Raw genomic sequence first — 23616 nt, 5'->3', positions numbered from 1 at the left:
CGCTACCGCGCCGCAGCCACCCTCATCGGCAGCCCACCCCGCACCCGCAACGACAACATCGGCTCGGCCACGACCCGATACCCCGCCTCCGTCGAAAGCCGCAGCTCGCGCGCCACCATCGCCAGCACGAAAGCCGCCTCCATCATCCCCAGGTTGTTCCCCACGCAGAACCGCGGCCCCGCGCCGAACGGGATGTACGCGTACCGCGGCCGATCATGCGTCACATCAGGATCGAACCGCGACGGATCGAACCGCGTCGGCTCCTCCCAGAACGCCGGATGCCGGTGCATCGTGTACGGACACACCACCACGTCCGCCCCCGCGCGCACCCGGTACCCGCCGATGTCGTCATCGCCCTGCGCGATCCGCCCCAGCATCCACACCGGCGGATACAGCCGCATCGCCTCCTCGATGACCATCGACGTGTACTTCAACGCGTGCAGATCCTCGAACGTCGGCAACCGGTCCCCGAGCACCGCGTTCGCCTCGGCGTGCACCCGCTCCCACGCCCACGGGTTCTCGTGCAGCAGGTTGAACGTCCAACTCAGGGTGCTGGCAGTCGTCTCGTGCCCGGCCAGCAGCAGCGTCACCAACTCGTCCCGCATCCGCAGATCGCGCACCCGCGGATCGGACTCCGCGCGCGTGCTCAGGATGAGGCGCGACAGCACGTCGTCCCCGGCCGTCCCCTCCGGCCGCGCGTCCCGCTCGGCGGCCAGCGCGTTCACCACGTCCTGCAGCTCCCGGCGCGCGCGCCGGAACCGCAGCTGCTTGGGCAGCGGCACCCACATCGGCACCATGCTCAGCGTGACGACCTCGAACATCGCCTGGTCCTGCATGGCCTGGAACGCCGCGCTGATCCCGTCGTGCGCGCCGAGGTCGGCGTCCAGTAGCGTCCGGCCCAGCACCCCCTGCGTCAGCCCGGTCATCTCCCTCATGACGTCGACCGGCCCGCGCCCGATGTGCGCACGCAGCCTCGCCACCAGCGCCGCGGCCTCCTCGGCCACCGCCGGTGCCTGCTGCGCGATCCGCTTGGCCTGGAACCCCGGCTGGATCGCCTTGCGCTGCTTGCGCCACAGCTCGCCCTCGCTGGTGAGCAGCCCGTCGCCGAGCGCCCGCCGGGCCTGCACCAGACCGATGCCCTTGTGGTAGTTGCCGGCGTTGTCGGCGAGCACGTGCTTGGCGTAGTCGGGGTGGTTCACGAAGTACAGCGTCTTGGGCCCGATGGCGATCCGGACGGCGTCGCCGTAGCCGTCGGCGGCCGTGCTCATCAGCGCCAGCCGGTCCCGCATCAGTTTCCTGACAAGCCCGGGGGTCTGTCGGCGCGGCGGCCCGGGCCAGAGCTTGACCGAAGGCGGCGGCGCCAGGTTCGTGGCGGTCATGGCTAGCTCCTCGTACGGGCCGCGACGGCGTCGGAGATCTGCTGACGCCAGACCTCGTACGCCGGAAGCGAGCCCTCGTCACCGGTCGGTCGCGCCTTCTGGCACAGCTCCGCGGCCTCGCGGGGCGTCATGCCGCAGAAGACGTCGAGCGCGAGTTCGGTGTGCGGGACGACGAGATCGGCCTCGTACCGGGCCGTCGCGGCGAACGCAGCACCCTGAGCCACCTGCGGCTGGTAGGCACCCGAGCGGTGCCAGAACCTGCGCAGCTCCACCTCGTCGACGCCGCCGGCGTAGGTCGCGGCCAGTCCGGCCCCGGCGTACAGGTCGGGACGGCGCTCGGCGCCGAACCCCTCGAACGTCTCGACCACCAGGTCCGGGTCGGTCCCGCAGACGAACCACATCGCGCGGCCGATGCCCTGGTCGATGGCGCGCGGCGCGTACCACGCGTGCTCGCCTCCCGGCCACGGGAACGTGGACTCGCGGTACTGCTGCCGGACGTAGCGCTCGGTCTTGAAGTAGGCCTGGTGGAAGCCGTAGCCGTCCAGGACCAGCCAGCGCATCAGCGGGTCCGCGCATGTGAAGCGGCGCCACCGGAAGCGGGGCAGGCGCGCCATCGCCCAGCCCATCCCGACCCACGCCATGTACTCGTGGTGCTTGGCGCGGCCGGTGAGGAATTCGGCGAAGTGCTTGGAGCCGCCGATGGGCATGCCGTCGCGGACGGCGTAGCCCATGCCCGCGCCCTCGTAGGCGAAGCCGCGGAAGCGGACCGGGATCTGCTCCAGGCCGGCCTCGGCGTCGGCGACGGTCTTGGCCTCGGCCGCGTGCGCGTAGCCGGTGAGGAAGACCTCGCCGACGCGCTCCAGCAAAGCGGCCGAGTCGGCGTTCTTGATGTGGAACCCGCGCTCGGACATCAGCACGGCTTTGGTGTTCGGGGTCAGGACGCGGCGCCGAAGCGCCCGCAGAGTGCCGGCCACGGTCAGTTCCTTTCCAGGCGGCGGATGCCGTCGGCGGCGCGGATGACCGCGGCGGCGGTGAAGTGGTCGCGGATGCGTTGACGCCACTGTTCGTAGGCGGGTGCCGCGCAGGTGCCGGCACCGTAGGGGACCTCGGTGCGGTCGGCGAGGTCGACCACCTGCTCGACGGACAGGTCGGTGAGGACCTTCGCGGCGGCCTCGGTGTGCTCCGGAACGTGGCCGGAGAAGTGCCGGCCCTTGACGGCCAGCACCGCGCCCAGCGCCACTTCGGCGCGGTGTTCACCGGCACCGGCCAGCAGCACACCGAGGTCCTCCGCTTCGCAGCCCCCTGCGAACACCGCGGCCAGCCCGACCCCGCTGAACAGGTCGCCCTGGCGCCGCGGAGCGAAACGCCGCACCGCCGCCACGGTCTCCAGCGGATCGCCGCCGTGGATGAACCACAGGGCCCGCCCGATCCCGAAATCGACGGCACGCACGAAGTAATTGGGGGACCCGTCCCACGGATAGGGCTTGGGGACGCGCTGCCTTTCCACCCACTTGCGGGTCTTGAAGTAGGCCAGGTCGAATCCGTAGCCGTCGACCGCGAACCAGCTCATCGTCGGGTAGAACGCCGAGCCGGTCAGGTCCGGCATGACGGTGCGCCACAACGGCCGCGGCAGATGCGACATCGCGAAGCCGATGCCGATGTAGGTCAAGAAGATGTGCGGCTGTCCCGAACCCATGAGCAGGCTCTGCGCCCGACGACCCCGACCGCCGGCCATCGCGTCGCGGATCGTGTAGGCCATCGCAGCACCCTCATAGGCGAAGCCGCGCACCTCGACGTCGACGAGCCGCAGCCGCTGCTCCAACTCGCCCAGCGTCCGGGTCTCGATACCCCACTCGAACCCGCAGACCACTGACTGCGGAATCGCTTCCAGCTGCTCGGTGGACGCGGTGGCCGCGACGGGGAAGCCCCGTTTCCGGAACCCCACCTTCGCGAACGACGGGGTGAGCGCGAGACGCCGCAAGGTTCCCAGCAGGGCCGCCATAGTGTCCTTGTCTCCCGGATGCCGGCGCGGCGCCGGGGATCGGTGGCCGCGGTGCGGAATCGGTCTTTCTCAGGATGCTGCTATGGCCGACGGGTGGGCTTCTCCTGGCGTGCGGGTCACCGATGAGGTTGTTGCGGTGGTGTTTCGGTCAGCGGCCGTCAACCGATCCGCGCCGCTCCCACGCCAGCCGCATCGACTCCTTTGCGGCATCCGGGTCGTCTCCGGCCTCGCGCATCAGCCCTCGTACTTGCGCCTCGAAGCACGTGTCCGCGTCATACGGCTCAGTCAAATACCCGCCGAGTTCCAACGTCACCAGCCCGTGCAGCGCGATCCACATCCGGTGCGCGGCAAGCTGCGCGTCCCCCTCGTTGAACCGGCCGGCCTGCATGCAGCGCTCGACCGCGTCGATGAGGATGGCCAGGGTGTAGCGGCCGTGGCTGCGGTCCTCGTCGGTCAGGGAGAACCCGACGAGCGTCGAGCCCCCGAACATCACCGCGTACAGATGGCTGTGCTCCAGGGCGTTCTCGCGGTAGGCCATGCCGAGTTCGGCGACGTCAGCGACCGGATCCCCGGACGCGCCGACCGCTCCCATCCGGCCGGCCAGGTGTCGGAACCCCTCGTGCACCAGCGCGCGCACCAGGTCGTCCATGCCGCTGAAGCGGGTGTACACGGCCATGGTCGAGGTGCCGACCGCAGCGGCCAGCCGGCGGGTGCTCAGGGCCGACGGCCCTTCTTCGGCCAGCAAGCGGGCCGCGGCCTCCAACAGGTTCGCGCCGAGCTCGGGGTCGGCCTGGCGGGGGCTCATCGGACGAGTCCCGGGTGGGCCGGGGTGGCTGGGACAGCTGAGGCGGCGTTCATCGAAGTGCGGGTCCGCCGATCGGATCGAGGGGAATCAGGGTCCGCACTCATCTTGACCGACGCCCGGGATCGGGGGAAGATGCGGACATAACACCGTTATGTAACGCTGATATCGATCGAGGTCCGACGATGACCGGATCCCCCACCCTCGTCCCAGCCGGTCCGCTCGGCGGTTACCGGCCGGTCGCCGACGAGCTCAGCGTCTTCGACCTCGAAGTCGCCGGCCGGCTGCCGGCCGAGCTCGACGGCACCCTGCTGCGCATCGGCCCGAACCCTTTGCAGGCCCCGGATCCGGTGCGCGGCCACGCCTTCGCCGGCGACGCGATGGTCCACGGCGTCCGCATCCGCGCCGGCCGCGCCGAGTGGTACCGCAACCGCTGGATCCGCACCGACCGGGTCTGCCGCGCTCTCGGCACGCTGCCGACGCCGGGGCCACGGCGCGGCCTGTCCGACAACGCGAACGACAACATCCTGCGACACGCCGGCCGTACCCTCGCCCTCGGCGACGGCGGCGTGCTGCCGGTCGAGCTGTGCCCGGAGCTGACCACGATCGCGCGCTCGGACCTCGACGAGACGCTGCCGGACGGCCTGTGCGCACACCCGGAACGCGACATGGTCACCGGCGAGCTCTACGCCGTCGCCTACCAGCCGGGACGCGGATACGTGCAGTACCTGACCATCGACGTCACCGGCCGGGTCCGGCGCTGTGAGCCGATCGAGCTCGGCCACACGCCGATGATGCACGCGTTCTCCCTGACCGACCGGCAGGCGGTGCTCTACGACCTGCCGGTCGTCTACAACGCCGCTGCGGCGGCCGGCGGCAGCCGCGTTCCCTACGCCTGGGACGACCGCGTCGCGGCGCGCCTGGGCGTGCTGCCCCGCGACGGCTCCGGCGCCGACGTCCGGTGGATCGGCGTCGAACCCTGCTACGTCTTCCACCCGGTGAACGCCTACGAGGCCGACGGCCGGGTGGTCGTCGACGTCGTCCGGCACGACCGCGTCTTCGACGCCGACCGCCTCAGCCCGGCCGAGTCCCGGCCGACTCTGTGGCGCTGGGTCCTGGACCCCGAGCGCGGCGCCGTGGTCGAGGACCGGCAGCTCGACGACGCGATCGTGGAGTTCCCGGGCATGGACGAGCGCTTCCGGGGTATGCCACACCGCTACGCGTTCGCGGTGTCGATGCGGCCGGGCTCCTGCGGCGTCCTGGCCGGACCGGCGCTCGTCCGGCACGACCTGCTGACCGGCGGGACCGACGTCCACCGGTTCGGCCCCGGTCGCCTGACCGGCGAACCGGCGTTCATCCCGCGCGCCCCGGACGCGCCCGAGGCCGACGGCTGGCTGCTGAGCTTCGTCTACGACGCCGCCGACGACCGCAGCGACCTCGTGGTGCTGGACACCGCGGACTTCACCGGCCCGCCGGTCGCCGAGATCCGGCTGCCGGTGCGCGTGCCGCACGGCTTCCACGCCGGATGGATCGCAGCCCACTGATCTGAGGCAAGTGGGAATGGCGCCGGGGAAAGGGGCGCCGCCATTAGTGCGGGGCAATCCGGAAGATGTCAGGGCTCAGTCATTCGGGTGAGGGTGGACAGCTGACAAGCCAGTGGCCTCGCCTAGCGGACTCGACCCAAAGGACACCTTTAGACCCAGCTGTCGCATCCTGAATTCATCGTCCCGACCTGAACCTCATGCGCCGGGATGCCCCTATTGCGGGGTTGCTCAGTGTTCGTATAAGCTTCCGCGCAACGGGAGTAACGGGTGTTCGATGGCATTTTGCGTGTCTGTCGCTTTTCTGGTGACAGGTTGATCTGCCGCTTAGGTGGCAAGAGAAGATCAAGGACGGATCATGTCGTTACGGTGATCCACTCCATCGGGCCTGTTTTTCTCAGCCTTCGGTGGATCGCGCCCGCTGTCGGCCAGGAGCGGACGCGTGCCGCCGGACGGCCTTTTGGAGGGCGGTGGTGCGACGCCGCCTCACCCCGGAGCCGGGACTGGGAAATCTGCAAGATGGCGGGACATGGGTTCTCATCCATGTCCGGCCGGCGGGTATCGCGTCAGGGTTCGATGGCGGACGAGGAAAGGCGCGCGACGCCTGGCCAGCTCATCCGTTAAGGGGAGACGAACCATGCAACCGGCGGTGGAACACGCCATCGAAGCCATGTGGGACCGGTACAACGAACCGCTGACGCTGTCGGAGATGGCCGCGGCGGCGAGTCTGAGCCGATTCCACTTCTCCAGAGTCTTCCGGTCGCTGACCGGGACGTCGCCCTGCCGGTTCCTGGCGGCAGTGCGGTTGTCGAAGGCCAAGAACATCCTCCTGCAGTCCTCCAGGAACGTCACGGATATCGCCTACGAGGTCGGATACAACAGCCTGGGCACCTTCACCAGCCGTTTCACCAAGAGCGTGGGCGTCTCGCCGGCGCGCTACCGGCAACTGTCCCGCTCCGGCATGCCGGTCCCGCTGCCCGTCGTCGTTCCCGGAGCCCGCGGCGTGGTCCGCGGTCTGGTGGGCCTGCCGGCCACCGCCGCGCCGCTGCGGATCTACATCGGCGCCTTCGACAGCCCCATCGCCCAGGGCATGCCAGTGGCCTGCGACGTCCTGGACGCGCCGGGGCCGTTCCGGCTCGACGACGTGCCGGACGGCGCGTGGTTCATCCGCGCCGCGGCGGTCGGGCTGCGCGACGTCGATCCGCGGCCGTGGATCCGCAGGCCTCTGTTCGTCGGAGCGGTCGAACCGCTCCACATCCGGCGGGAGAAGAACGTCGACCTCGATCTCGAACTGCATCCGCTGGGGCTTCTCGACCTGCCGGTATTGGTCGCGCTCCCGGAGTTGGACGGCGCGTCGCTGCCGGACACCGTGCAGTACGCGGCGCCGGGGCGCTCGGTCTCGCTCGGGCAGGCTGTCGCGCCGCGCACTTCGCGAGCCGATCGGCCGGCTCGCGCGGCGGTGGAGCTTCTCACGTCGCCGCACTGTGTCTGACTCGAAAGTCCATCAGAGCTGCTTTTCCTGGAGAAAGCGCACGATAGGAGAAGCCGTGCGCTTAGCAGGGCTCGAATATATGTGGCGACTTCCGACCGCTATCGAAGGAGCCGCCGCGTGAGCCGAACCCCGCCGACCGAGTCCGTACCGAGCGAGCGCGCGCCGTGGGCACGTGGTTTCGAGCATCCGATCGCCTTCTGGCTCGGCGCCCTGTGCTGCACCGCAGGAGTGCTGCTGCACCTGCCGATGTACTACAGCGCCCGGGACATGGGCTACCGCCTCAAGGGGATGGCGCCGGACGCCGCCATGATCATCGGGATGGCGCTGATCGGGGTCGGGCTGGTCGCGGCGCTGTACGGCGTGCTGCCGAGCGATCGTGCGGGGCTGCGGCGGTCGGTGACGCGGGTGCGGGTGCAGGCGTTGGACGATGCGCCGATCCGTCGTCAGCACGTGGCGTTGCTGGCGGTGATGGCGGTGGCGGTGACCATCGACGTCATGAAGCCCACGTCGCTGGGGTTCGTCGTCCCCGGCTTCGCGAAGGAGTACGGCCTGAAGGCTCCCGGGAATCCGCACGGGCATCCGGCTGCCGCGTGGCTGCCGCTGGTCGGGATCACCGGGACCGTGCTGGGGTCGCTGGTGTGGGGGTCGTTCGCGGACTGGGCCGGGCGGCGGGCCTCGATCATGTACGCGGGGCTGTTGTTCGTGACGACGTCCATCTGCGGGGCGATGCCGGGGTTCCAGTGGAACCTGCTGATGTGCCTGATGATGGGGATCGCGGCGGGCGGGATGCTGCCGATCACGTTCGCGTTGATGGCCGAGACGATTCCGGCCCGGCACCGCGGCGGGCTGATGGTGCTGATCGGCGGGGAGATCGCGCTGGCTTACGTCATCACCAGTTGGGTGGCGGCGAAGCTGGTGCCGCACTACAGCTGGCGGATCCTGTGGCTGATCGGGATCCCGACCGGGGTGCTGCTGCTGGTGTTGAACCACTGGATTCCGGAGTCTCCGCGGTATCTGATCGCGCGGGGTCGGCGGGCCGAGGCTGAGGCGATCATGGCTCGGTACGGTGCGCGGGAGGTGCAGGGTGCTGATACTCCCGAGGTGGGCGCCGTCGCTGCGCGCGTGGGCTATGCCACGTTGGTGCGTCGGCCGTTCCTGGGGCCGACCGGGGCGATCGCGGTGCTGGGGCTCGGCGTGGGCTTGGTGACGTACGGCTTCCAGCTGTGGGTTCCGACGAACTTGCAGCGGATCGGGTACTCGGCGGTCAATTCGGCTTACGTGGTGCGCAACGCCGCGTTGATCGGGCTGCCGCTGACGGTGCTGATGGCGTGGTTGTACGACCGGTTCGGCGGACGGAAGTCGATCGCGGTGTCATCGGCGGTCACGGCGGCGGCGATGGCGGGGTTCGTGATCGGCGGGGATTCGCTGGCTCATCATCGGATGGCGTTGTCGCTGCTGCTGATCGTGCCGCTGTCGGCGGTGAGTTCGGTGGTGGCGATGGTCGCGGCGTACGCCTCGGAGGTGTACCCGACGCGGATCCGGGCGCGCGGGACGGGGTTGGCGGCCGGGATGACGAAGGCCGGGGGCGTGCTGATTCTGGCGGTGGTGGTCAGCGAGCCGAATGTGCCCGGGATCCGGACCACCGCGTTGATCGGGGCGATTCCGTTGGTGATCGCCGCTGCGTGCTTCCTGATTACGGGCCCTGAGACGCGGCGGCGGGGGTTGGAGGACATCACGCGGGATCTCGGCGGCGTCGGTTTGGAGCTGGACCCGGTGGCTGCGGCGGACTAAGTGGGCAAGCCGGAATAAACCCCCGTCCGCGCGCGGCGACATAGTGGACATCGACGTCAATCCACCGACGCCGATCCACTGACGTCAATCCACCGACGTCAGGGCACTGAGGAAGGGAACCTCTGATGGCGCCTTCGCGTGCGACTCTGATCACCGGCTGCTCCAGCGGTATCGGCCGCGCTGCGGCGTCGTGCCTGCACCGGGCCGGGCTGCCGGTCTACGCGACCGGACGCGACCCCGAGGCTCTGGCGCCGCTCGCCGAGCTCGGCATCAATACCCTGCGACTGGACGTGACGGACGAGGCGTCCGCCGACGCCGTGGTCAAGCGCATCGTCGAGGACCACGGCGCGGTCGGGGTGCTGGTGAACAACGCCGGCAGCGGGGTGCACGGGGCGGTGGAGGAGGTGGCGCTGGACAGTGTGCGGGCATCGTTCGAGACGAACCTGTTCGGTGCGCTGCGGCTGACGCAGATGGTGCTGCCGGGGATGCGGGCGCAGGGGGCGGGGCGGATCGTGAACATCTCCTCGATCCTGGGGCGCTTCTCACCGCCCGGCGGCGCGCTGTACCACGCGACCAAGCACGCGTTGGAGGCGTACAGCGACTCGCTGCGAATGGAGGTGGCGCAGTTCGGCGTGCGGGTGTCGCTAATCGAGCCGGCGACGGTGCACACGCGGTTCTTCGCCACGGCGTTGATGCAGTTCGCGGGGCGCCCCGAGTCGCCCTACCAGGAGTTCTACGACGACTTGGCGACCTGGGCCGTCGCAGTGCACGAAGGACGCACCTCGGCAGGGCGTTTCGCGGTACCGCCGGAAAAGGTCGCCGCCGCCATCGAGCGCGCGGCGACCGCTCGCCGCCCCAAAGCCCGCTATCCGGTCGGCCCCCTGGCCCGCGCCGCCCTGACCATGCGCCGCCTCCTGCCGGACCCCGCCTTCGATCGCTTCGTGGCCCGCCAGTTCCCCGCCCCGAAGCGCTGACCGTGATGCCCATCTACCGCTCCACATACCACTACGGCAACCTCCGAGCCGCCCTCACCGACGCCGCCCTGGACCTCGCCCGCCACGGCGGCCCCGCAGCGGTGACGGTCCGCGGCGTCGCGCGCAGCGTGGGCGTGACCCCGCCGGCCGCCTACCGCCACTTCGCGGAGGCAGAGGAGCTGCTGACGGCGACGAAGGACAGGGCCCTGACACTGCTCGCGGAGAGAGTGGACGCTGCGCTGGGGAGCTTCGCGGCCGGCGCCAGCGCGAAGGCCGACGCGAGCCCGGGCGGCGGCGCGGGGCGGCGCGAGAGGCCGATTGCGGGGGCCAGCGCGAGCTTGATCGAGAGCGTCCCGGTGCGCGAGTACGCGATCGCAACGGCGGCAGCATGTCTGCGCACGGTGGCCGAGGCGTATGTCAGCTTCGCGAAAACCTACCCCGGCCTGTTCGCCATGGCGTGCCACGGCAGCCCGGACACTGTCAGGCTCCTCATTACCGACCGGGTCGCCCCCTTCCTCGACGCGCTGTCGGACCGGCGCCCAGGGCTGGTCTTCGCGCTGTGGTCGGCGGTTCACGCGCTGGCCGTCCTTGCTGCCGAGGGCACCTCGCGCGATGTGTCGCAGGATGAGGTTCTGGACACGATGCTCGCGTGGATCGCGGGGGACGTGCTTGCGGCGGCGCGGTCCCGGCCCGCTGAAGCGAACCGGGACCGCCACCGCTAAGAACCCGCCACGCGCATCAGATCTTGCTGATCGAGTAAGCAGGCAGCGTCAGCGTTCCGCTCGCAGTCACCGTCGTCGGGCTCAGCGATGCCGCCGTCCGCACGATCGCGGTCGGATCGCCCGCCACCTGCTGGTACGTCCCCGTCGGCACCGGGCCACCGGCGGACACCGGCACCGTCACCGGAGTACTGCTCAGGTTCAGCAGCACCGTGTGCGTCGCCCCGCCGCCGCTGAAGCTGACGCCGACCAGCCCCGGGCTGCCGGTGCCGATCGTCGGGCCGCCGGTGAATGTCAGCGGCGTCACTGACGTGGCCTTGCTCCCGGCCTCGGCCAGCCACTGCATCGCCAGGCCGTCGGGGGTCAGGGCGAGAGGCACGTTGTTCTTCGGGTCGGCGGTGTACGCGTACGAGTTCTCGTTCCCGAACGCGGCCCAGAACTCCGCCAGGTCGGTGGCGGGGGCGTCGGCGGCCAGCTGCATCAGCAGACTGCTGTTGTAGAGCGCCACGCCGTAGGTGTCCTGCGGGGGGTTGGCGAAGGTGTCCGAGAGGCTGAAGCTCACCTCGGTCAGCCAGACCGGCTTCGGCAGCGGGAAGTCGCTCTGCGTCGCCGTCTTCTGGACCCGTGCCGGCCAGTTGTCCGGGCCGGCGAGGAAGTTGCCGACGTTCGACGGGGTCAGGGCGTTCGGGTACGTCGGGTGGACGTGCATGATGTACGCGTCCGGCTCGCGGCCCGTGCCGTTCGCGACCGTCGCCGCGACCGCGTTCTGCGTGTCCAGGTTCCAGGTGCGGTCCCGGACGCAGGCGTTCGTCGGCTCCTCGTAGCCCGCGACCGCCGCGATCCGCAGGCCCGGGTAGAGGTTGTGCAGCGCCAGCGACCAGGGGCCCACGACCGTGGAGCCGTAGTCCGTGCCGGTCGGGAAGTACTTCGCGTAGTCGGTGTTGAAGCACAGGTCCAGCTCATTGCCCAGCTCGACGTAGTCGATCGGGATCCCGTCGGTCTTGGCCTGCGCCAGCATCTTCTCCTGGTCGGCCAGCGAGTCGGTCATCACATTCAGCACGAAGACCGGCGGCACGCGCGTCTGGTTGTACGCCTTCTCCAGATCCGACAGGTACGTGTGGAAGTCCGGCGTCGGGTTCGGTGTCATAAACGGATCGCCCACCGGCTGGCCCTTCGTCCAGACCCAGTAGTTCGCCGACGTCCCCGCCGGCCAGCGCACCGTCGACGGGGACAGCGCCGCCAGCTCGGGATACGCCGCCGCCGGGTAGCCGGTCGTGCCCGAGGGGTAGATGCTGCCGCCTCCGTAGTCGAAGGCGAAGCCGAAGTAGCTCGGCGACAAGCTGTGCGACGCGCCGGTGCCGACCGTCACCCCGGCGGCCGTCCGGCCAGCCGCCGCAGTCCCGGCGGCTGGCCGCCCCGTCCTATCCGAGCCGCCGGCCATCGCGGCGGTTGCGGCGGTCGCGGTCGCCACAGCCAGCCCCGCGGCCAGCGTGACGCCCAGCGCCGTCCGTACGCGCACGCGGCGGCTTTTGCGCAAATACATGGTGATTGATCTCCTTCACGGAGTGGACGGGCCTTGCCCCCGTTGGCTTGAGCCGTCGTCCGCGCAGCACCGTATGAGACCCCCAGTAGGCGTCCGATAAGGACTCTCAGTGATCATGCCCACACGCCCGGCGCCGTTCGGCCTAACCACCTTCCGGCCGGGACCGCGCCGTGCGGCAGAATACGGTCCGCCCCGCCCTGTCGAAGAAAGGCCCGCCATGCTCGCCGTGCACTGGGACACGATCCGCCTGTTCCTTCACGTGGTGGCCGCGACCATCTGGGTCGGCGGGCAGATCACGCTGGCCGCGCTGGTCCCGGTGCTCCGCAAGGCCGGGTCAGAGGTGACCAAGGCGGCGGCCGACGGCTTCAACCGGATCGCCTGGCCGGCCTTCGCCGTCCTGATCCTGACCGGCGTGTGGAACGTCATCGCCGAGCACGACAAGGACCACGGCTCGTACCACACCACGCTGATCGTGAAGTACGTCGTGGTGGCCGCCTCCGGCCTCACCGCGTACCTGCACGCGCAGGCCAAGAGCAAGGGCGCGATCGCGGCCTTCGGGGCGCTGACCGGACTCACCGCGCTGGCGTCCCTGTTCGTCGGGATCATGCTGGCCGGGTGAAATTCGGGCTTGCTCAAATACTTGCCGACACGTTGTTGGGAAAAGGCGGATCGCACCGTGGTCGCAGGGTCCTGACGCAATAGCGGTCACGACGATCTGTTCGCGGAGTTACGATTCAGTTCTCGTCATTCACGCATGGGGGTGGGATCAAATGCGTCAGAATCGCATCATTCCGGTCTGCGTCGTCGCAGCCGCGGTCGCCGCGACCGGTACGGCGTGCTCGTCGTCCGGCACGACGGGGTCGGCCCAGGGCGGCGGCTCCGGCGGTTCCGGCGGCTCCGGCGGCTCCGGCCAGGCGATCACGCTGCTGGCGAAGATGACCGCGCCGCAGGCGGTCGCGCAGTCCACCAAGGCGGTGGCCGCGAAGCAGAGCGCGAAGGTCCACATGAGCGTCACGATGCCGATGCCGAGTATGAAGGAGGACGCTTCCGGCTCCATGTCCTTCGGTTCGTCGCAGGCCATGGACCTGACCGCCACGATCTCCTCCACCGACCCGCAGGCCGGTGCCGCGCTGTCCCAGGTGGGGCGGATAGAGATGCGGATGGCCGGCACGGTCGCCTACATGAGCATGGGCAACAGCCCGCAGTTGGCGGCCGCGTTGCAGGGCAAGAAGTGGATGAAGATCGACTTCGACAACCTCAGCGGCGTCCCGGGGATGTCGAGCCTCTCCTTCGTGAAGGACATGGCGAAGAACAACGACCCGACCTTGCAGCTCAAGGGCCTGCTGGCTTCGCCGAACCTCAGGCAGGTCGGCCAGGAGCAGCGCGACGGCGTCCAGACGCTGCACTTCGCCGGCACCATGGGCCCGACCGACCTGGTCAAGGCCTCGGCCGGCAGCGGGCTGACCCAGCAGGACCTGGACATGCTCACCGCCGCGGTCAAGCAGGCCGGTATCACCACCACGACCTACGACGTGTGGGTCGACGGCAACGGCCTGCCGGCCGAGATCAAGTTCAGCGAGAACACGGCCGTCGGTGTCATCTCGGGCGACCTCACCTACACAGATTGGAGCAGCGCGCCGGTCACCGTCACCGCGCCGCCGGCTGACCAGACCATCGACATCGCGCAGCTGCTGAAGAACCAGCAGGGCTGACGGCGGCGAGGGTGAAGTGGGGACGTCCCCACTTCACCCCTCCTCGGCACGCAGCCGTTCCAGCAGTTCCGGAATGAGCGGCGAGCGCCGGAACGCCCACGCCACCCGCGACAGCCACTGCACTTCGGCGTCCAGATCGGTCGGGGCGAGCCCGCCGTCCCCGATGGTCGCGGCGCCGGACTCACGCGAACCGGCGAACCGGCGTCCGTGCCGCAGGTTCTCCAAAGCGGTGGCTATCGTCGCGGCCTCGACCAGCGCGGCGTCCGGCGGAGACTGCGCCAGCCAGGCCGCCACCGCCGGATGCTGGTACGCGCGCAGGACCAGCCGGCCGTCCAGGATCTCGATCACCCGCCGGTAGAGCGCGAACTCGATCCCCGCCGGCCGTCCGGCCAGCAGCGGCCGGCCGCCCTCGGGGAACCCGATCTGCGGCATCGCCTGGTGCAGCGCCGACCACAGCGGCCCCATCACCAGGTAGCACCGGCACAACCGGAGCCAGCGGGCCGTCGCCCGGAAAGCCACGCTCCACTTGCCGATCAGCGCCCCGGCGACCACCAGCGTCGCGCACACCGCGCCCAGGATGTTGGACACCGTGTCCTCGCTGCCGTCGAGCCGGCCGTAGCGCAGGACCCGGATAATGTCGTCGTACGACCACAGCGACCACACCACCCCGACGCACACCGCGGCCAGGATCAGCCGCACGCTCCAGCGCAGCGGGCCGGTGGGGGACAGCCGGGCCTGCGGCAGCAGCGCGATGAACAGCTCGACCAGCGCCCACACCGCGTAGGCGGCGAACAGCGCCACCCGCGCGGCGAGCGGCCAGCGGCCGTGCGGGTCGGCCACCAGGTTCCCGTCGGCGCTCAGCGTCGGCCGCGCGGCGACGAACAGCAGGACCATCGCGACCTGCACCGAAACCGCGATCGCGGCCTGGCCGGACGGCGAGCGGCGGCGCGCCGGGCGCGGGTTGAGCAGGCAGGCCAGCAGCATCAGGAAGCTCAGGGCGGCGGTGCGGACGGTGTCGCCCAGGGCGATCACCGACAGGCCGTCGACGCCGGCGTGGCTCAGGCCGACGGTGCCGGGGGCCAGCAGCGCCAGCGAGCAGCCCTCCAGCAGCGCGAACGCCAGGCCGGCCCAGCGGATCGGGTGCCGGCCGCCGCGCAGTTCGACCGCGAACGCCCAGGCGGCCAGCGCCATCAGCACCGCCGCGCCCAGGTAGGCGGCGAGGTCCGACATCGGCGGGTCAGACCTCGCCGCGGCCGAAGATGGTCTCGATCACCGTGTCCGCCCGCGGGCGGGGCGGCACGGGCCGGGCCGGGGAGGTCCGGCCGCGGGCCACCCGGTGGTGGATCATCGTGGCGATCAGCTCGGCCTCGCGTTCCTGCGGCTCGGTGTAGACGGTGCGGCCGAGCACGCTGCGGATCAGCGAGGCGGACAGGTGCGGCAGCAGCGTGCCGACGCCCCCGCCGGGGCCTGGGCCGGCCGCGTCGTGCTCGCAGACCAGGTGCGCGGCTTCGTGCAGCAGGATGTGCTGGCGGTGCACGGTGCTGGTGTCGCTGGAGTAGATGATCAGGTCGGTCCGCGCGGTGGTGACCAGCAGGCCGCACGGCCGGTCCGGGCGGGCCGGCACGCCGATCAGCTCGATCGGCCGGCCGCGCTTGCGGGCCAGGGTGGCGATGAAGCCCTCGGCGTCGAAGGGGTCCGGCAGGTCCAGCCGGTCCACCACGGTCTGGCACCTGCGCCACAGTTCGGCCCGGCCGTCGCGCGTCCCCACAGGCCACCTCTTCCGCGCCGGCTCGCCTCGCCGGATGATTCGACGTCAGTCTTCTTCGGCGCCGCCCTTGCCCTGCGCCGTGCGGGCCTTCTCCTCGTGCCGTACCAGGACGTCGATCATGTCGTTGAGCGTGTCGATGCCCTCCGGGGACAACGTCAACGCCCGCAGCGCGACGTTGCGCACCCCGGCGTCGCGCAGCACGCCGAGCAGCTCCAGTTCGCGTGCGATGGCAGTACTCTGATCATCGTCGAAAAAATAGGCTACCGGGACTTCGAAGAACTGCGCCAGAGCTTCCAGATGTCGCATTGTGGGGTTGTCCCTGCGCCCCGTGCGCAGTTGCCACAAATAGGTCGCCGAGAAGCTCTCACCGGTCGCCTCACGGCAGGCCGTGGCCACCTCGTCGTTGCTGAACAGCTCCCGGTTGGGCCGCCGCACCGTCTGGAAGAGGATGTCGATCTTCTCCGCGAGCGTCCTTCGTCCACCAGGCCCGTCATGTGCCACCCCGTCGACCCCCTCTATGCCTGCCCCCACGAGCCCGAATCGGGGTCCATGCTAATCGATCGAGCAACAGCCGTCGTGGACGGCACTTGAGGTCTTGTCAGCCAGAATGAATTGTTCTAGGTTCGCAAAAGAGTCAGACCGCTGACTCATTCCTTGATCCCTCCCAACCTGGAGGTCGTTCATGCCCACTGCAAGCCCGCTGCTCGCGGAGCAGAACCTGCGTGAGCCCACGCGCAACGTGCGCGAGCGTAACGTGCGCGAACCGCTGCGGAGCGCCAACGTTCGTGAGCTCAACGTCCGTGAGCGTAACGTGCGCGAACCGCTGCGCAGCGCCAACGTTCGCGAGCTCAACGTGCGTGAGCCCCTGCGCGCGAACGTGCGCGACTCGCTCAAGCGGAACGTGCGCGACGTGCTGGCCGTCAACGCGAACCGGTCGCTGTCCAACAAGCTGCTCGCGAGCGCGGACGCCAACCGGTCCCTGTCGAACAAGCTTCTCGCGAGTGCCGACGCGAACCGGTCCCTGTCGAACAAGCTCCTGGCGAGCGCGGACGCGAACCGGTCCCTGTCGAACAAGCTGCTCGCGAGTGCCGACGCGAACCGGTCCCTGTCGAACAAGCTGCTCGCGAGTGCCGACGCGAACCGGTCGCTGTCCAACAAGCTCCTCGCTTCCGTGGACGCGGACCGCGTGGTCTCCAACAAGCTCCTCGCTTCCGTGGACGCGGACCGCGTGGTCTCCAACAAGCTCCTCGCCTCCGCCGACGCGGACCTGGTGATCCTCGACAAGCTCCTCGCGTTCGAGGACAGCGACTCCCGCGAGCACCAGGCGTGCCTGCCGAACCCGTACCCGACCGCGACCACCCGCTTCGACTGCGAGCTGTAGCGCGCCGGTTCCACCGATGAGCGAAGCCACCGCGGGCCGCCGAAGGCGGACCGACGAGAACTGGGTGCACCGTGTCGATCCGCGGATGCCCGGGGTGGCGCACGGCTGGAAGCTGCACGTCTCGGCCCGCCCGGCGACCCTGGAAGAGGTCGTATCCCGGGTCCTGCCGGTGCTGGACGAGTACGTGTGCCATGTGAAGTACGCGCGGACCCCGGAGATCCTCAGAGTCCTCAACTCCGGGTTCCGCAGCCCCGGCGCGGTCGGCAAGGCCGTCACCGTCTACCCCGCCCCCGGCACCGTCGTCGAGCTCGCTTCCGTCCTGGTCGAGGTGTTGAACGGGATCGACGGCCCGCGCGTTCTGAGTGACATGCGGGTATCGCCCTCCGCGCCGGTCTACTACCGCTACGGGCCCTTCGAGGCCACCTACCGCACCGGGTCCGGCGGACGCCTGGAATCGGTGATGATCGGCCCCGACGGACAGGGCTTCGACGGCCTGGCCACCGGGAACTACCGGTGCCCGCCGTGGGCGGTCGACCCGTTCCAGCCCGACGGGTCGGACGCGCAGCCGGCCGGCACGTCGGCCTCGCTGGCCGGCGGCCGGTACGAGATCACCGCCGGGATCGTCCGCGCGGCGCACGGCAACGTCTACCGGGCGATCGATCGCGCCCTGAACACGCGGGTCGTGCTGAAACAGGCGCGCGCCTTCGTCGCGGAGGACGACGCCGAGCTGGACGCACGACACCGGCTGCGCCACGAACGCCTGGTTCTGGAGAAGCTGGACGGGATCGACGGGATCCCGCGCTTCGTCGACTACTTCGAGCACGCTGGCGACGAGTTCTTGGTGATGGCCGACTCCGGCGCCCGGGATCTGCGGCGCGAGGTCCTGGAGAACGGGCCCTACCGCCTCGGCGCCCCGGACCGCGATCCGCTCGCGCTGGCCGACCGGCTGGCCGCGGTGCTGGACGAGGTGCATCGGCGCGGTGTGGTCGTGCGGGACATCAAGCCGGGAAACGTGGTTCTGGACGCCTCGGGGCATCCGCACCTCGTCGACTTCGGGATCAGCGCGATGGACGGCTTCGGGCCCGGCGGGGCGACGCTCGGCTACAGCGCGCCGGGCCGTCCGCAGGACACTGACGACGACTTCTACGCGCTCGGCGTCACGCTGGGCTTCGTCGCCACCGGACTGGAACCGGTGCTCATCGACGACGATGCCCTGGTCAACCGCGATCGAACGCTGGCCGGGCTGGAGGCGGCCGACGTCCCGCCCGCGGTGTCGAGTCGTATCCGGACTCTGATGAAGGTCTCCGACGCCGGCCACCTGCCGCCGATTCCGGACGACGACCTGCTCGACGAGATCATCGCCGACGCGGTCGCGTACTGCGTCCAAGCCGCGCGGGATACCGTCCGCGAAGGTTCGGGGCCGACCGATCTGTACGCCGGGAGCTCCGGGCTCGGCTGGGAGCTGCTCCAGCACCGGGACCGGCCGGGCGTCGCGGACGTCGTCGAGCTGTTGGCGCGCTGGACGGCGCGGCAGACCCGGGACCTGTCCGCCAGCCTCTACTCCGGACGCATGGGCGTGGCGTTGTTCCTCCAGCAGGCCGGTCTGCCCTACGACCACGACGGCTTGCTGCCGCGCGGACGGCTCGACGGAGGGCCGCCGGAAGCCGATCTCGTCGAAGGCGCGGCGGGCATCGGGCTCGGTCATCTGTTGATGGCGGACGCTTTCGTCTCGCCGTCGCACAGCGGAGTCTGGGACTTCCACCTGGCTAGCGCCGCCGAATGCCACCGGCTCATCACGAGCGGAATCGCGACGCTCACCCCGACCGACGCGGCCAAGCCCGGCAACGCGGCGCTCGCGGCGGGGATCGCGCACGGGGACGCGGGAGTCGCGTACTTCCTTGCCGAGTACAGCCGGGTCGTCGGGGCTGCGGCCGGAGCCGGAGCCGGAGCCGGAGCCGGAGCCGGGGCCGAGGCTGGCGTCGGAGCCGGCGTCGGAGTCGGGCGTGCCGGAGACGTCGTGGCGGCGGCTGCGGCGCGTGCGGCCTGCGACCGTCTCGCAGCCCTGATACCCGCGCTCCTGGCCCGTGCTCTGGCCCCTGAAGGAACACGGCGCTACGGCTCGTGGTGCCGGGGGCTGGCCGGGATCGGCAGCGTCCTGATCCGGGCGGCGGAGTGTGTCGGTGAGCTGAGATACCTTGAGCTCGCTGATCAGTGTGCTGACGCCTGCGTCCGGATCGCGCCGCGGATGCCGCAGGTGGTCCAGTGCTGCGGTCTGGCCGGCGTCGGGGACTTCCTCATAGACCTGGCCGAAGCCACCGGGGACGAGCGCCGGTGGCACCAGGCCGCGGTGATCGCCCAGCTCGTCCTGGCCCGCAGCGGGGGGACCTGGTCGCAGCCGGTTTTCCCTGATGTGGAACTTACGCGGACCAGTGCAGGCTGGGCAGGAGGCACGTCGGGCGTGCTGGGCTTTCTGCGGCGGCTGCGCCACCGCGGCGGGAATCGGCTGGCCACCACGTCGCGACAGCTGATGTGAATCAAGTTCTGTCATTCCATTCACTCCAGTTTACAGCGGCCGCACGGACCAGTAAGGTCGAGGCCTGATGGAGCCGTGACGACGTCAGGGGGCGGATCGACATCCATGACCGAACGCGCGACTCTGCGGCACCGGAGGATCGGGGCCGCCCTGCGGGCGCACCGGGTCAGCGCCGGACTCACCCTGGAACGGGTGGCCCACCGGCTCACCCCGGCCGACGCCATGTCGGCGGCGAAGATCTCCCGCATCGAGAACGGGCAGTACGCCGTCAACCCGCACGACGTGCGGGCCCTGTGCCGCGTCTACGACCTGGACGCCTCGACCACCGACGAGCTGGTCGAGCAGGCCTCGCAGGCGCTGCGGCGCACCTGGTGGCAGGAGGGTGAGGCCGGGTCCCTGCCGGCCCCGTTCCAGCGCTACCTGGAGTACGAGGACACATGCGTCGCCCTGGACGTGTTCGCGCCGGTGTTCGTGCCGGACATCCTGCAGACCGCCGCGTATACCAGGATGCTGATAGCAGGACTCTGGCCCGACAAGAACCCCGGCGAGCGCCAGGCGCTGGCCTCGGTGTTGACCCGGCGCCAGACCCGGCTCGCGGTCGAGGCCGGGCCGCGGGTGCAGGTGGTGCTGGACGCGCACGCGGTGCTGCGCAGCTGGGGCGACCGGTCGGTCGCGGTGCGGCAGGCCGCGTACCTGCTGGAGGTCTCGCGGCATCCGCGGACCGAGGTGCGGGTGATCCCGGACGGCCGGGTGTATCCGGGTGCGCATACGGGATTCACGCTGATGACGCTCGGGTCGGGGGAGAAGCAGGCCCGGTCGGCACGGCAGGTCAAGCAGGTCCCCAAACAGGGCGCGCCGGCGACCAAGCCGGCCGAGCACGTGGGGTTCGTCGGGGGTGTCGTCGGCTGGTGCCTGGTCGACGGCGGTGACGAGATAGACCGGTACACGCTCACGTTCCAACAGCAGCGCGCCGCCGCGCTCGGCCCCGAGGAGACCCGTAGATGGCTGCGGCTGGCGATCAAGAGCATGGGCGGGGTGGGATGACCGCGGTTCCGGTGTCGCCGGAGTTGTCTTCGGAGGTGACACCGGACTCCGCGTTGTCCCACATCGCTTCGAGCCAGACCATTGACGTTCCGTTCTCCGGCGACGACGCCGGCCACGGCGGCCTGAACTGGGGCCAGCAGCACATCCTCGGCGCGATCCGGAACCTCGGCTCGTCGATGAACATGTGCGCGCTGCGCGAGCTGTCGCCGACGGCGACCGTCGAGGACTTCGCCGACGAGCTCCGCTTCTACCTGAACCGTTTCCAGGCGATGCGGACCCTGCTGCGCTTCGAGGCGGGCCGTCCCCCGATCCAGGTGGTTCACGCCTCCGGCACGGCCCCGTTGCAGATCCTCGACATCGACCCCGGCGCCGACCTCGACGCGGTGCTGGCGGCGCTGGTCGCAGAACACGAACAGCGCAACTTCGACGACGAGCACGAGTACCCGATCCGCATGGTCCTGATACGCCGCGCCGGCGTGCTGACGCACCTGCTGACCGTCCTGAACCACTTCGCGACCGACGGCGCGGGTGCGTTCGCGATGTACGAGGACTTCCTCCACCGCGACCCGGTGACCGGCCAGGCGCGCGGCCCGGTGCCGACCCACCCGCTGGATCTGACCGTCCAGCAGGCCACGCCCGCCGGACGGAGGCAGAGCGACGCGTCCCTGCGCTACTGGGAGCGCCAACTGGCCGCGCTGCCGAGAAGACGACCGACCGCGGCGGTGCCCGAGACGGGATCCCGCTACCGCAGGGCGACGCTGCGGTCGGTTCCCCTCCTGCTCGGGGCGACCCGCGTCGCGCACCGCCTGGACTGCGACGTCTCCGCGGTGCTGCTCGGCCTGTTCGCGACGGCGCTGGCCCGCCTGACCGGGGAGCAGCCGACCGCCGCGCAGATGCTGGTGAGCAACCGCTTCCGGCCCGGCATGGCGGACATCGTCGGGAACGTCAGCCAGAGCGGGCTGTTCGTGGTCGACGTCGCCGACGCGACCGTGGACGAGGTGATCGAGCGCGCGCAGCGTGCCGTGACGCGTACGTACAAGTACGCGTACTTCGACTTGGAGCAGTGGAAGACGCTGCTGGCCACGGTCGAACGCGAGCGCGGGGAGGAGCTGGCGCTGTGCTACTACAACGACCGGCCATCGCAGCGCAGCGGGACCGCGCCGGGGTCGGAGCCGAGCGTCGAGGCGGTTACGGCGGCCGCCGCGACGCCGGCGCCGGTGGTGTGGAGCGCACTGCCGTTCTTCAACGAGCGGCTGATGGTCACCATCGACAACGTGCCTGATGACGACGAGGCGGTCACGGTGCTGGTGTCGGCGGACACATGGCACGTGACGAGTGAGGATATGGAGACGCTGGCTCGGACGATGGAGTCGCTGGCTGTCGCAGCGGCCTGCGATCCGGCGACGGTGACCGGGGTAAGGGCGGTCGCGGAGGCGGAGCCTGTGGGGTGAGGGTGTTCGGCGCGCGGGTTCGCGGGTTCGCGCAGTGCGGCGACTGAAGGCGGCTTTTGGGACGCTTTGCCTGTAACCCTTCGCCGTATCTCTGGATGAGAGGAACTTGTTCCATCTACTCATCAAGAGGACAGCATGCGCAACAGAGTGATCCCCTTCCTGGCGCTGGCCGTCGCGGGCCTGATGGTGGCCGGTGCCACCGAGGCGGAAGCGGCCGGCTCGATCTTCCAGGTTGTCTCCACTCCGAACACTGAAACCGCGCCGATCTCCAACGATCTGCTGACCGGGGCGTCGAGCACGTCGACGCACGACGTGTGGGCGGTCGGGTTCGCCACCGACCCCGGCACCACCGACCACACGCTGGCGGAGCACTGGAACGGCACCAAGTGGTCGGTCTCGCCGACTCCGGACGGGACCTCCGGCAGCCAGCTCGCCGCCGTCGCGGCCGTGTCGCCGACGAACGCCTGGGCGGTCGGCTTCCAGAACTCCGCTCTGCCGATCGCCTCGAACACCACGCTGATCGAGCACTGGAACGGCTCGGCCTGGTCGATCGTGCCGAGCCCGAACCCGGATACCGAAGGCGACGTGCTCACCAGCGTCACCGCGACCTCCGCCGACGACGTGTGGGCGGCCGGCTACTTCACGACCGGCGGCGGGAACCAGATCCTGCCGTTGTTCGAGCACTGGAACGGGACCGCGTGGAGCGTGGTGCAAGTGCCCGCCGTGGACTCGTCGGTCAACTTCGTCAGGTCCATCAATGCGCTGTCCCCGACCAACGTGTGGGCCGTCGGCTACCAGATCGACGACTCCAGCGGCCACAGCGACGACCTGATCCTGCACTGGGACGGCACCCGCTGGACCGACCAGCCGATCCTGCCCATCGGCCAGGTCACCCTGCAGTCGGTGCACGCCGTCTCCGCGAACGACGTCTGGGCCGTGGGCACAGCCCTCGGCGACACCGGCGGCGACTCGAACAACCTCGCGCTGCACTGGAACGGTTCGGCGTGGACCTCGGTGAAGATCCCGAACGTCGACACACCCAGCCAGGGGAGCAACTTCATGGAGAGCGTCACGGCGCTGTCCAGCAACGACGTGTGGGCGGTGGGCGCGGCCACCGGGTCGGCCGGCGTCAACCAGACCATGATCGAGCACTGGAACGGCAGCGCCTGGAGCATCGTGCCGGGAGCGAACGAGGACCCGCAGGGGGACAACTCCAACACGCTGTTCTCGGTCGTCGCCACCGGGGCGGGCAGCCTTACGGCGGTGGGTCCTGGAGCAGTTTGCAGCAGGGGAACCCCGGGTCGCGCACGCTCGCCGTCACGACGACGCACGGCTGAGCTGAGAGGGAAACACAGCATAGCTACCTGTGAAAACGGCGCTGCTGGCCTGTGTGTGGGTGCTGGTGGCGGGTGCGGTTTGTTTGTGGGTTGACGGTCAAGGGCGTTTTTTGACGGCTTCGCACTGGTTTAAGAAGGATCCGCTGG

The 23616-nt window shown here is 70.1% G+C and carries 20 protein-coding genes; 12 read left to right on the top strand and 8 right to left on the bottom strand.

Annotated features, from left to right (window positions below):
- Positions 1-2: 2 nt before the first annotated feature.
- The 4 genes from ABH935_RS46600 to ABH935_RS46585 form a co-directional block, all read right to left on the bottom strand.
- Positions 3-1379, bottom strand: a complete 1377-nt coding sequence (locus ABH935_RS46600) for a cytochrome P450 (RefSeq protein WP_370384443.1) — start codon at positions 1377-1379, stop codon at positions 3-5.
- Positions 1380-1381: 2 nt separating this feature from the next.
- A complete protein-coding gene (locus tag ABH935_RS46595; RefSeq protein ID WP_370384466.1) occupies positions 1382-2290 on the bottom strand; it encodes a DUF1702 family protein in 909 nt (302 codons plus the stop codon).
- A gap of 65 nt (positions 2291-2355) precedes the next feature.
- Positions 2356-3381: a DUF1702 family protein gene (locus tag ABH935_RS46590; RefSeq protein ID WP_370384442.1), complete on the bottom strand. Its 1026-nt coding sequence runs from the start codon at positions 3379-3381 to the stop codon at positions 2356-2358.
- Positions 3382-3529: 148 nt separating this feature from the next.
- Entirely contained in the window at positions 3530-4186 is a 657-nt protein-coding gene (locus ABH935_RS46585) for a TetR-like C-terminal domain-containing protein (protein ID WP_370384441.1), read from the bottom strand.
- Positions 4187-4368: 182 nt separating this feature from the next.
- Here ABH935_RS46585 and ABH935_RS46580 point away from each other — a divergent pair, with 182 nt between their 5' ends.
- The 5 genes from ABH935_RS46580 to ABH935_RS46560 all read left to right on the top strand — a co-directional run bounded on the left by ABH935_RS46580 (position 4369) and on the right by ABH935_RS46560 (position 10703).
- Positions 4369-5727, top strand: coding sequence for a carotenoid oxygenase family protein (locus tag ABH935_RS46580; RefSeq protein WP_370384440.1), 1359 nt, complete (start codon positions 4369-4371; stop codon positions 5725-5727).
- Positions 5728-6361: 634 nt separating this feature from the next.
- Positions 6362-7216 carry a helix-turn-helix transcriptional regulator gene (locus tag ABH935_RS46575; RefSeq protein WP_370384439.1) on the top strand — a complete coding sequence of 285 codons (855 nt, stop codon included), beginning with the start codon at positions 6362-6364 and terminating at the stop codon, positions 7214-7216.
- A gap of 117 nt (positions 7217-7333) precedes the next feature.
- On the top strand, positions 7334-9007 hold the full coding sequence (locus ABH935_RS46570; RefSeq protein ID WP_370384438.1) for an MFS transporter: 1674 nt from the start codon (positions 7334-7336) through the stop codon (positions 9005-9007).
- A gap of 125 nt (positions 9008-9132) precedes the next feature.
- Positions 9133-9981, top strand: a complete 849-nt coding sequence (locus tag ABH935_RS46565; protein ID WP_370384437.1) for an SDR family NAD(P)-dependent oxidoreductase — start codon at positions 9133-9135, stop codon at positions 9979-9981.
- Positions 9982-9986: 5 nt separating this feature from the next.
- A complete protein-coding gene (locus ABH935_RS46560) occupies positions 9987-10703 on the top strand; it encodes a TetR/AcrR family transcriptional regulator (protein WP_370384436.1) in 717 nt (238 codons plus the stop codon).
- A 16-nt stretch (positions 10704-10719) separates the two neighbouring features.
- Here the strand turns inward: ABH935_RS46560 and ABH935_RS46555 are convergent, their stop codons facing one another.
- Positions 10720-12243 (bottom strand): hypothetical protein, encoded by a 1524-nt coding sequence (locus ABH935_RS46555; RefSeq protein ID WP_370384435.1) that lies wholly within the window; start codon positions 12241-12243, stop codon positions 10720-10722.
- Positions 12244-12460: 217 nt separating this feature from the next.
- Between ABH935_RS46555 and ABH935_RS46550 the strand changes: the two genes are divergently transcribed.
- Positions 12461-12862, top strand: a complete 402-nt coding sequence (locus ABH935_RS46550) for a hypothetical protein (protein WP_370384434.1) — start codon at positions 12461-12463, stop codon at positions 12860-12862.
- A 151-nt stretch (positions 12863-13013) separates the two neighbouring features.
- Entirely contained in the window at positions 13014-13955 is a 942-nt protein-coding gene (locus ABH935_RS46545) for a hypothetical protein (RefSeq protein ID WP_370384433.1), read from the top strand.
- A 33-nt stretch (positions 13956-13988) separates the two neighbouring features.
- On the opposite strand, the gene ABH935_RS46540 is transcribed toward ABH935_RS46545, so the two are convergent.
- From ABH935_RS46540 to ABH935_RS46530, 3 genes are read right to left on the bottom strand one after another with little or no spacing between them, the layout of a single operon-like run.
- Positions 13989-15185, bottom strand: coding sequence for an MAB_1171c family putative transporter (locus ABH935_RS46540; protein WP_370384432.1), 1197 nt, complete (start codon positions 15183-15185; stop codon positions 13989-13991).
- Positions 15186-15192: 7 nt separating this feature from the next.
- Positions 15193-15723: a hypothetical protein gene (locus tag ABH935_RS46535; RefSeq protein WP_370384431.1), complete on the bottom strand. Its 531-nt coding sequence runs from the start codon at positions 15721-15723 to the stop codon at positions 15193-15195.
- Positions 15724-15768: 45 nt separating this feature from the next.
- Positions 15769-16224 (bottom strand): helix-turn-helix domain-containing protein, encoded by a 456-nt coding sequence (locus ABH935_RS46530; RefSeq protein ID WP_370384430.1) that lies wholly within the window; start codon positions 16222-16224, stop codon positions 15769-15771.
- 181 nt (positions 16225-16405) lie between these two features.
- On the opposite strand from ABH935_RS46530, the gene ABH935_RS46525 reads away from it, so the two are divergent.
- The 5 genes from ABH935_RS46525 (at position 16406) to ABH935_RS46505 (ending at position 23563) form a co-directional block, all read left to right on the top strand.
- Positions 16406-17104 (top strand): SflA family class IV lanthipeptide, encoded by a 699-nt coding sequence (locus ABH935_RS46525; protein ID WP_370384429.1) that lies wholly within the window; start codon positions 16406-16408, stop codon positions 17102-17104.
- 16 nt (positions 17105-17120) lie between these two features.
- Positions 17121-19637: a lanthionine synthetase LanC family protein gene (locus tag ABH935_RS46520; protein ID WP_370384428.1), complete on the top strand. Its 2517-nt coding sequence runs from the start codon at positions 17121-17123 to the stop codon at positions 19635-19637.
- A gap of 105 nt (positions 19638-19742) precedes the next feature.
- Positions 19743-20681 carry a helix-turn-helix domain-containing protein gene (locus ABH935_RS46515; RefSeq protein ID WP_370384427.1) on the top strand — a complete coding sequence of 313 codons (939 nt, stop codon included), beginning with the start codon at positions 19743-19745 and terminating at the stop codon, positions 20679-20681.
- Entirely contained in the window at positions 20678-22132 is a 1455-nt protein-coding gene (locus ABH935_RS46510) for a condensation domain-containing protein (RefSeq protein WP_370384426.1), read from the top strand. Before ABH935_RS46515 ends, ABH935_RS46510 begins: the two co-directional genes overlap by 4 nt.
- Positions 22133-22267: 135 nt before the next feature.
- On the top strand, positions 22268-23563 hold the full coding sequence (locus ABH935_RS46505) for a hypothetical protein (RefSeq protein WP_370384425.1): 1296 nt from the start codon (positions 22268-22270) through the stop codon (positions 23561-23563).
- Positions 23564-23616: the final 53 nt, after the last annotated feature.

Source organism: Catenulispora sp. GAS73 (assembly GCF_041262085.1).
Lineage (GTDB): Bacteria > Actinomycetota > Actinomycetes > Streptomycetales > Catenulisporaceae > Catenulispora.
Note: the sequence above shows the minus strand (reverse complement) of the source record. Positions and strands in the feature narration are given on the sequence as shown.

Bases quoted from the DNA above. Each gene is read 5' to 3' on its own strand.
- ABH935_RS46540 (WP_370384432.1), bottom strand. From the start codon at position 15,185: ATGTCGGACCTCGCCGCCTACCTGGGCGCGGCGGTGCTGATGGCGCTG.
- ABH935_RS46590 (WP_370384442.1), bottom strand. From the start codon at position 3,381: ATGGCGGCCCTGCTGGGAACCTTGCGGCGTCTCGCGCTCACCCCGTCG.
- ABH935_RS46565 (WP_370384437.1), top strand. From the start codon at position 9,133: ATGGCGCCTTCGCGTGCGACTCTGATCACCGGCTGCTCCAGCGGTATC.
- ABH935_RS46505 (WP_370384425.1), top strand. From the start codon at position 22,268: ATGCGCAACAGAGTGATCCCCTTCCTGGCGCTGGCCGTCGCGGGCCTG.
- ABH935_RS46585 (WP_370384441.1), bottom strand. From the start codon at position 4,186: ATGAGCCCCCGCCAGGCCGACCCCGAGCTCGGCGCGAACCTGTTGGAG.
- ABH935_RS46580 (WP_370384440.1), top strand. From the start codon at position 4,369: ATGACCGGATCCCCCACCCTCGTCCCAGCCGGTCCGCTCGGCGGTTAC.
- ABH935_RS46515 (WP_370384427.1), top strand. From the start codon at position 19,743: ATGACCGAACGCGCGACTCTGCGGCACCGGAGGATCGGGGCCGCCCTG.
- ABH935_RS46545 (WP_370384433.1), top strand. From the start codon at position 13,014: ATGCGTCAGAATCGCATCATTCCGGTCTGCGTCGTCGCAGCCGCGGTC.
- ABH935_RS46550 (WP_370384434.1), top strand. From the start codon at position 12,461: ATGCTCGCCGTGCACTGGGACACGATCCGCCTGTTCCTTCACGTGGTG.
- ABH935_RS46600 (WP_370384443.1), bottom strand. From the start codon at position 1,379: ATGACCGCCACGAACCTGGCGCCGCCGCCTTCGGTCAAGCTCTGGCCC.
- ABH935_RS46560 (WP_370384436.1), top strand. From the start codon at position 9,987: ATGCCCATCTACCGCTCCACATACCACTACGGCAACCTCCGAGCCGCC.
- ABH935_RS46520 (WP_370384428.1), top strand. From the start codon at position 17,121: ATGAGCGAAGCCACCGCGGGCCGCCGAAGGCGGACCGACGAGAACTGG.
- ABH935_RS46595 (WP_370384466.1), bottom strand. From the start codon at position 2,290: ATGTCCGAGCGCGGGTTCCACATCAAGAACGCCGACTCGGCCGCTTTG.
- ABH935_RS46575 (WP_370384439.1), top strand. From the start codon at position 6,362: ATGCAACCGGCGGTGGAACACGCCATCGAAGCCATGTGGGACCGGTAC.
- ABH935_RS46525 (WP_370384429.1), top strand. From the start codon at position 16,406: ATGCCCACTGCAAGCCCGCTGCTCGCGGAGCAGAACCTGCGTGAGCCC.
- ABH935_RS46555 (WP_370384435.1), bottom strand. From the start codon at position 12,243: ATGTATTTGCGCAAAAGCCGCCGCGTGCGCGTACGGACGGCGCTGGGC.
- ABH935_RS46510 (WP_370384426.1), top strand. From the start codon at position 20,678: ATGACCGCGGTTCCGGTGTCGCCGGAGTTGTCTTCGGAGGTGACACCG.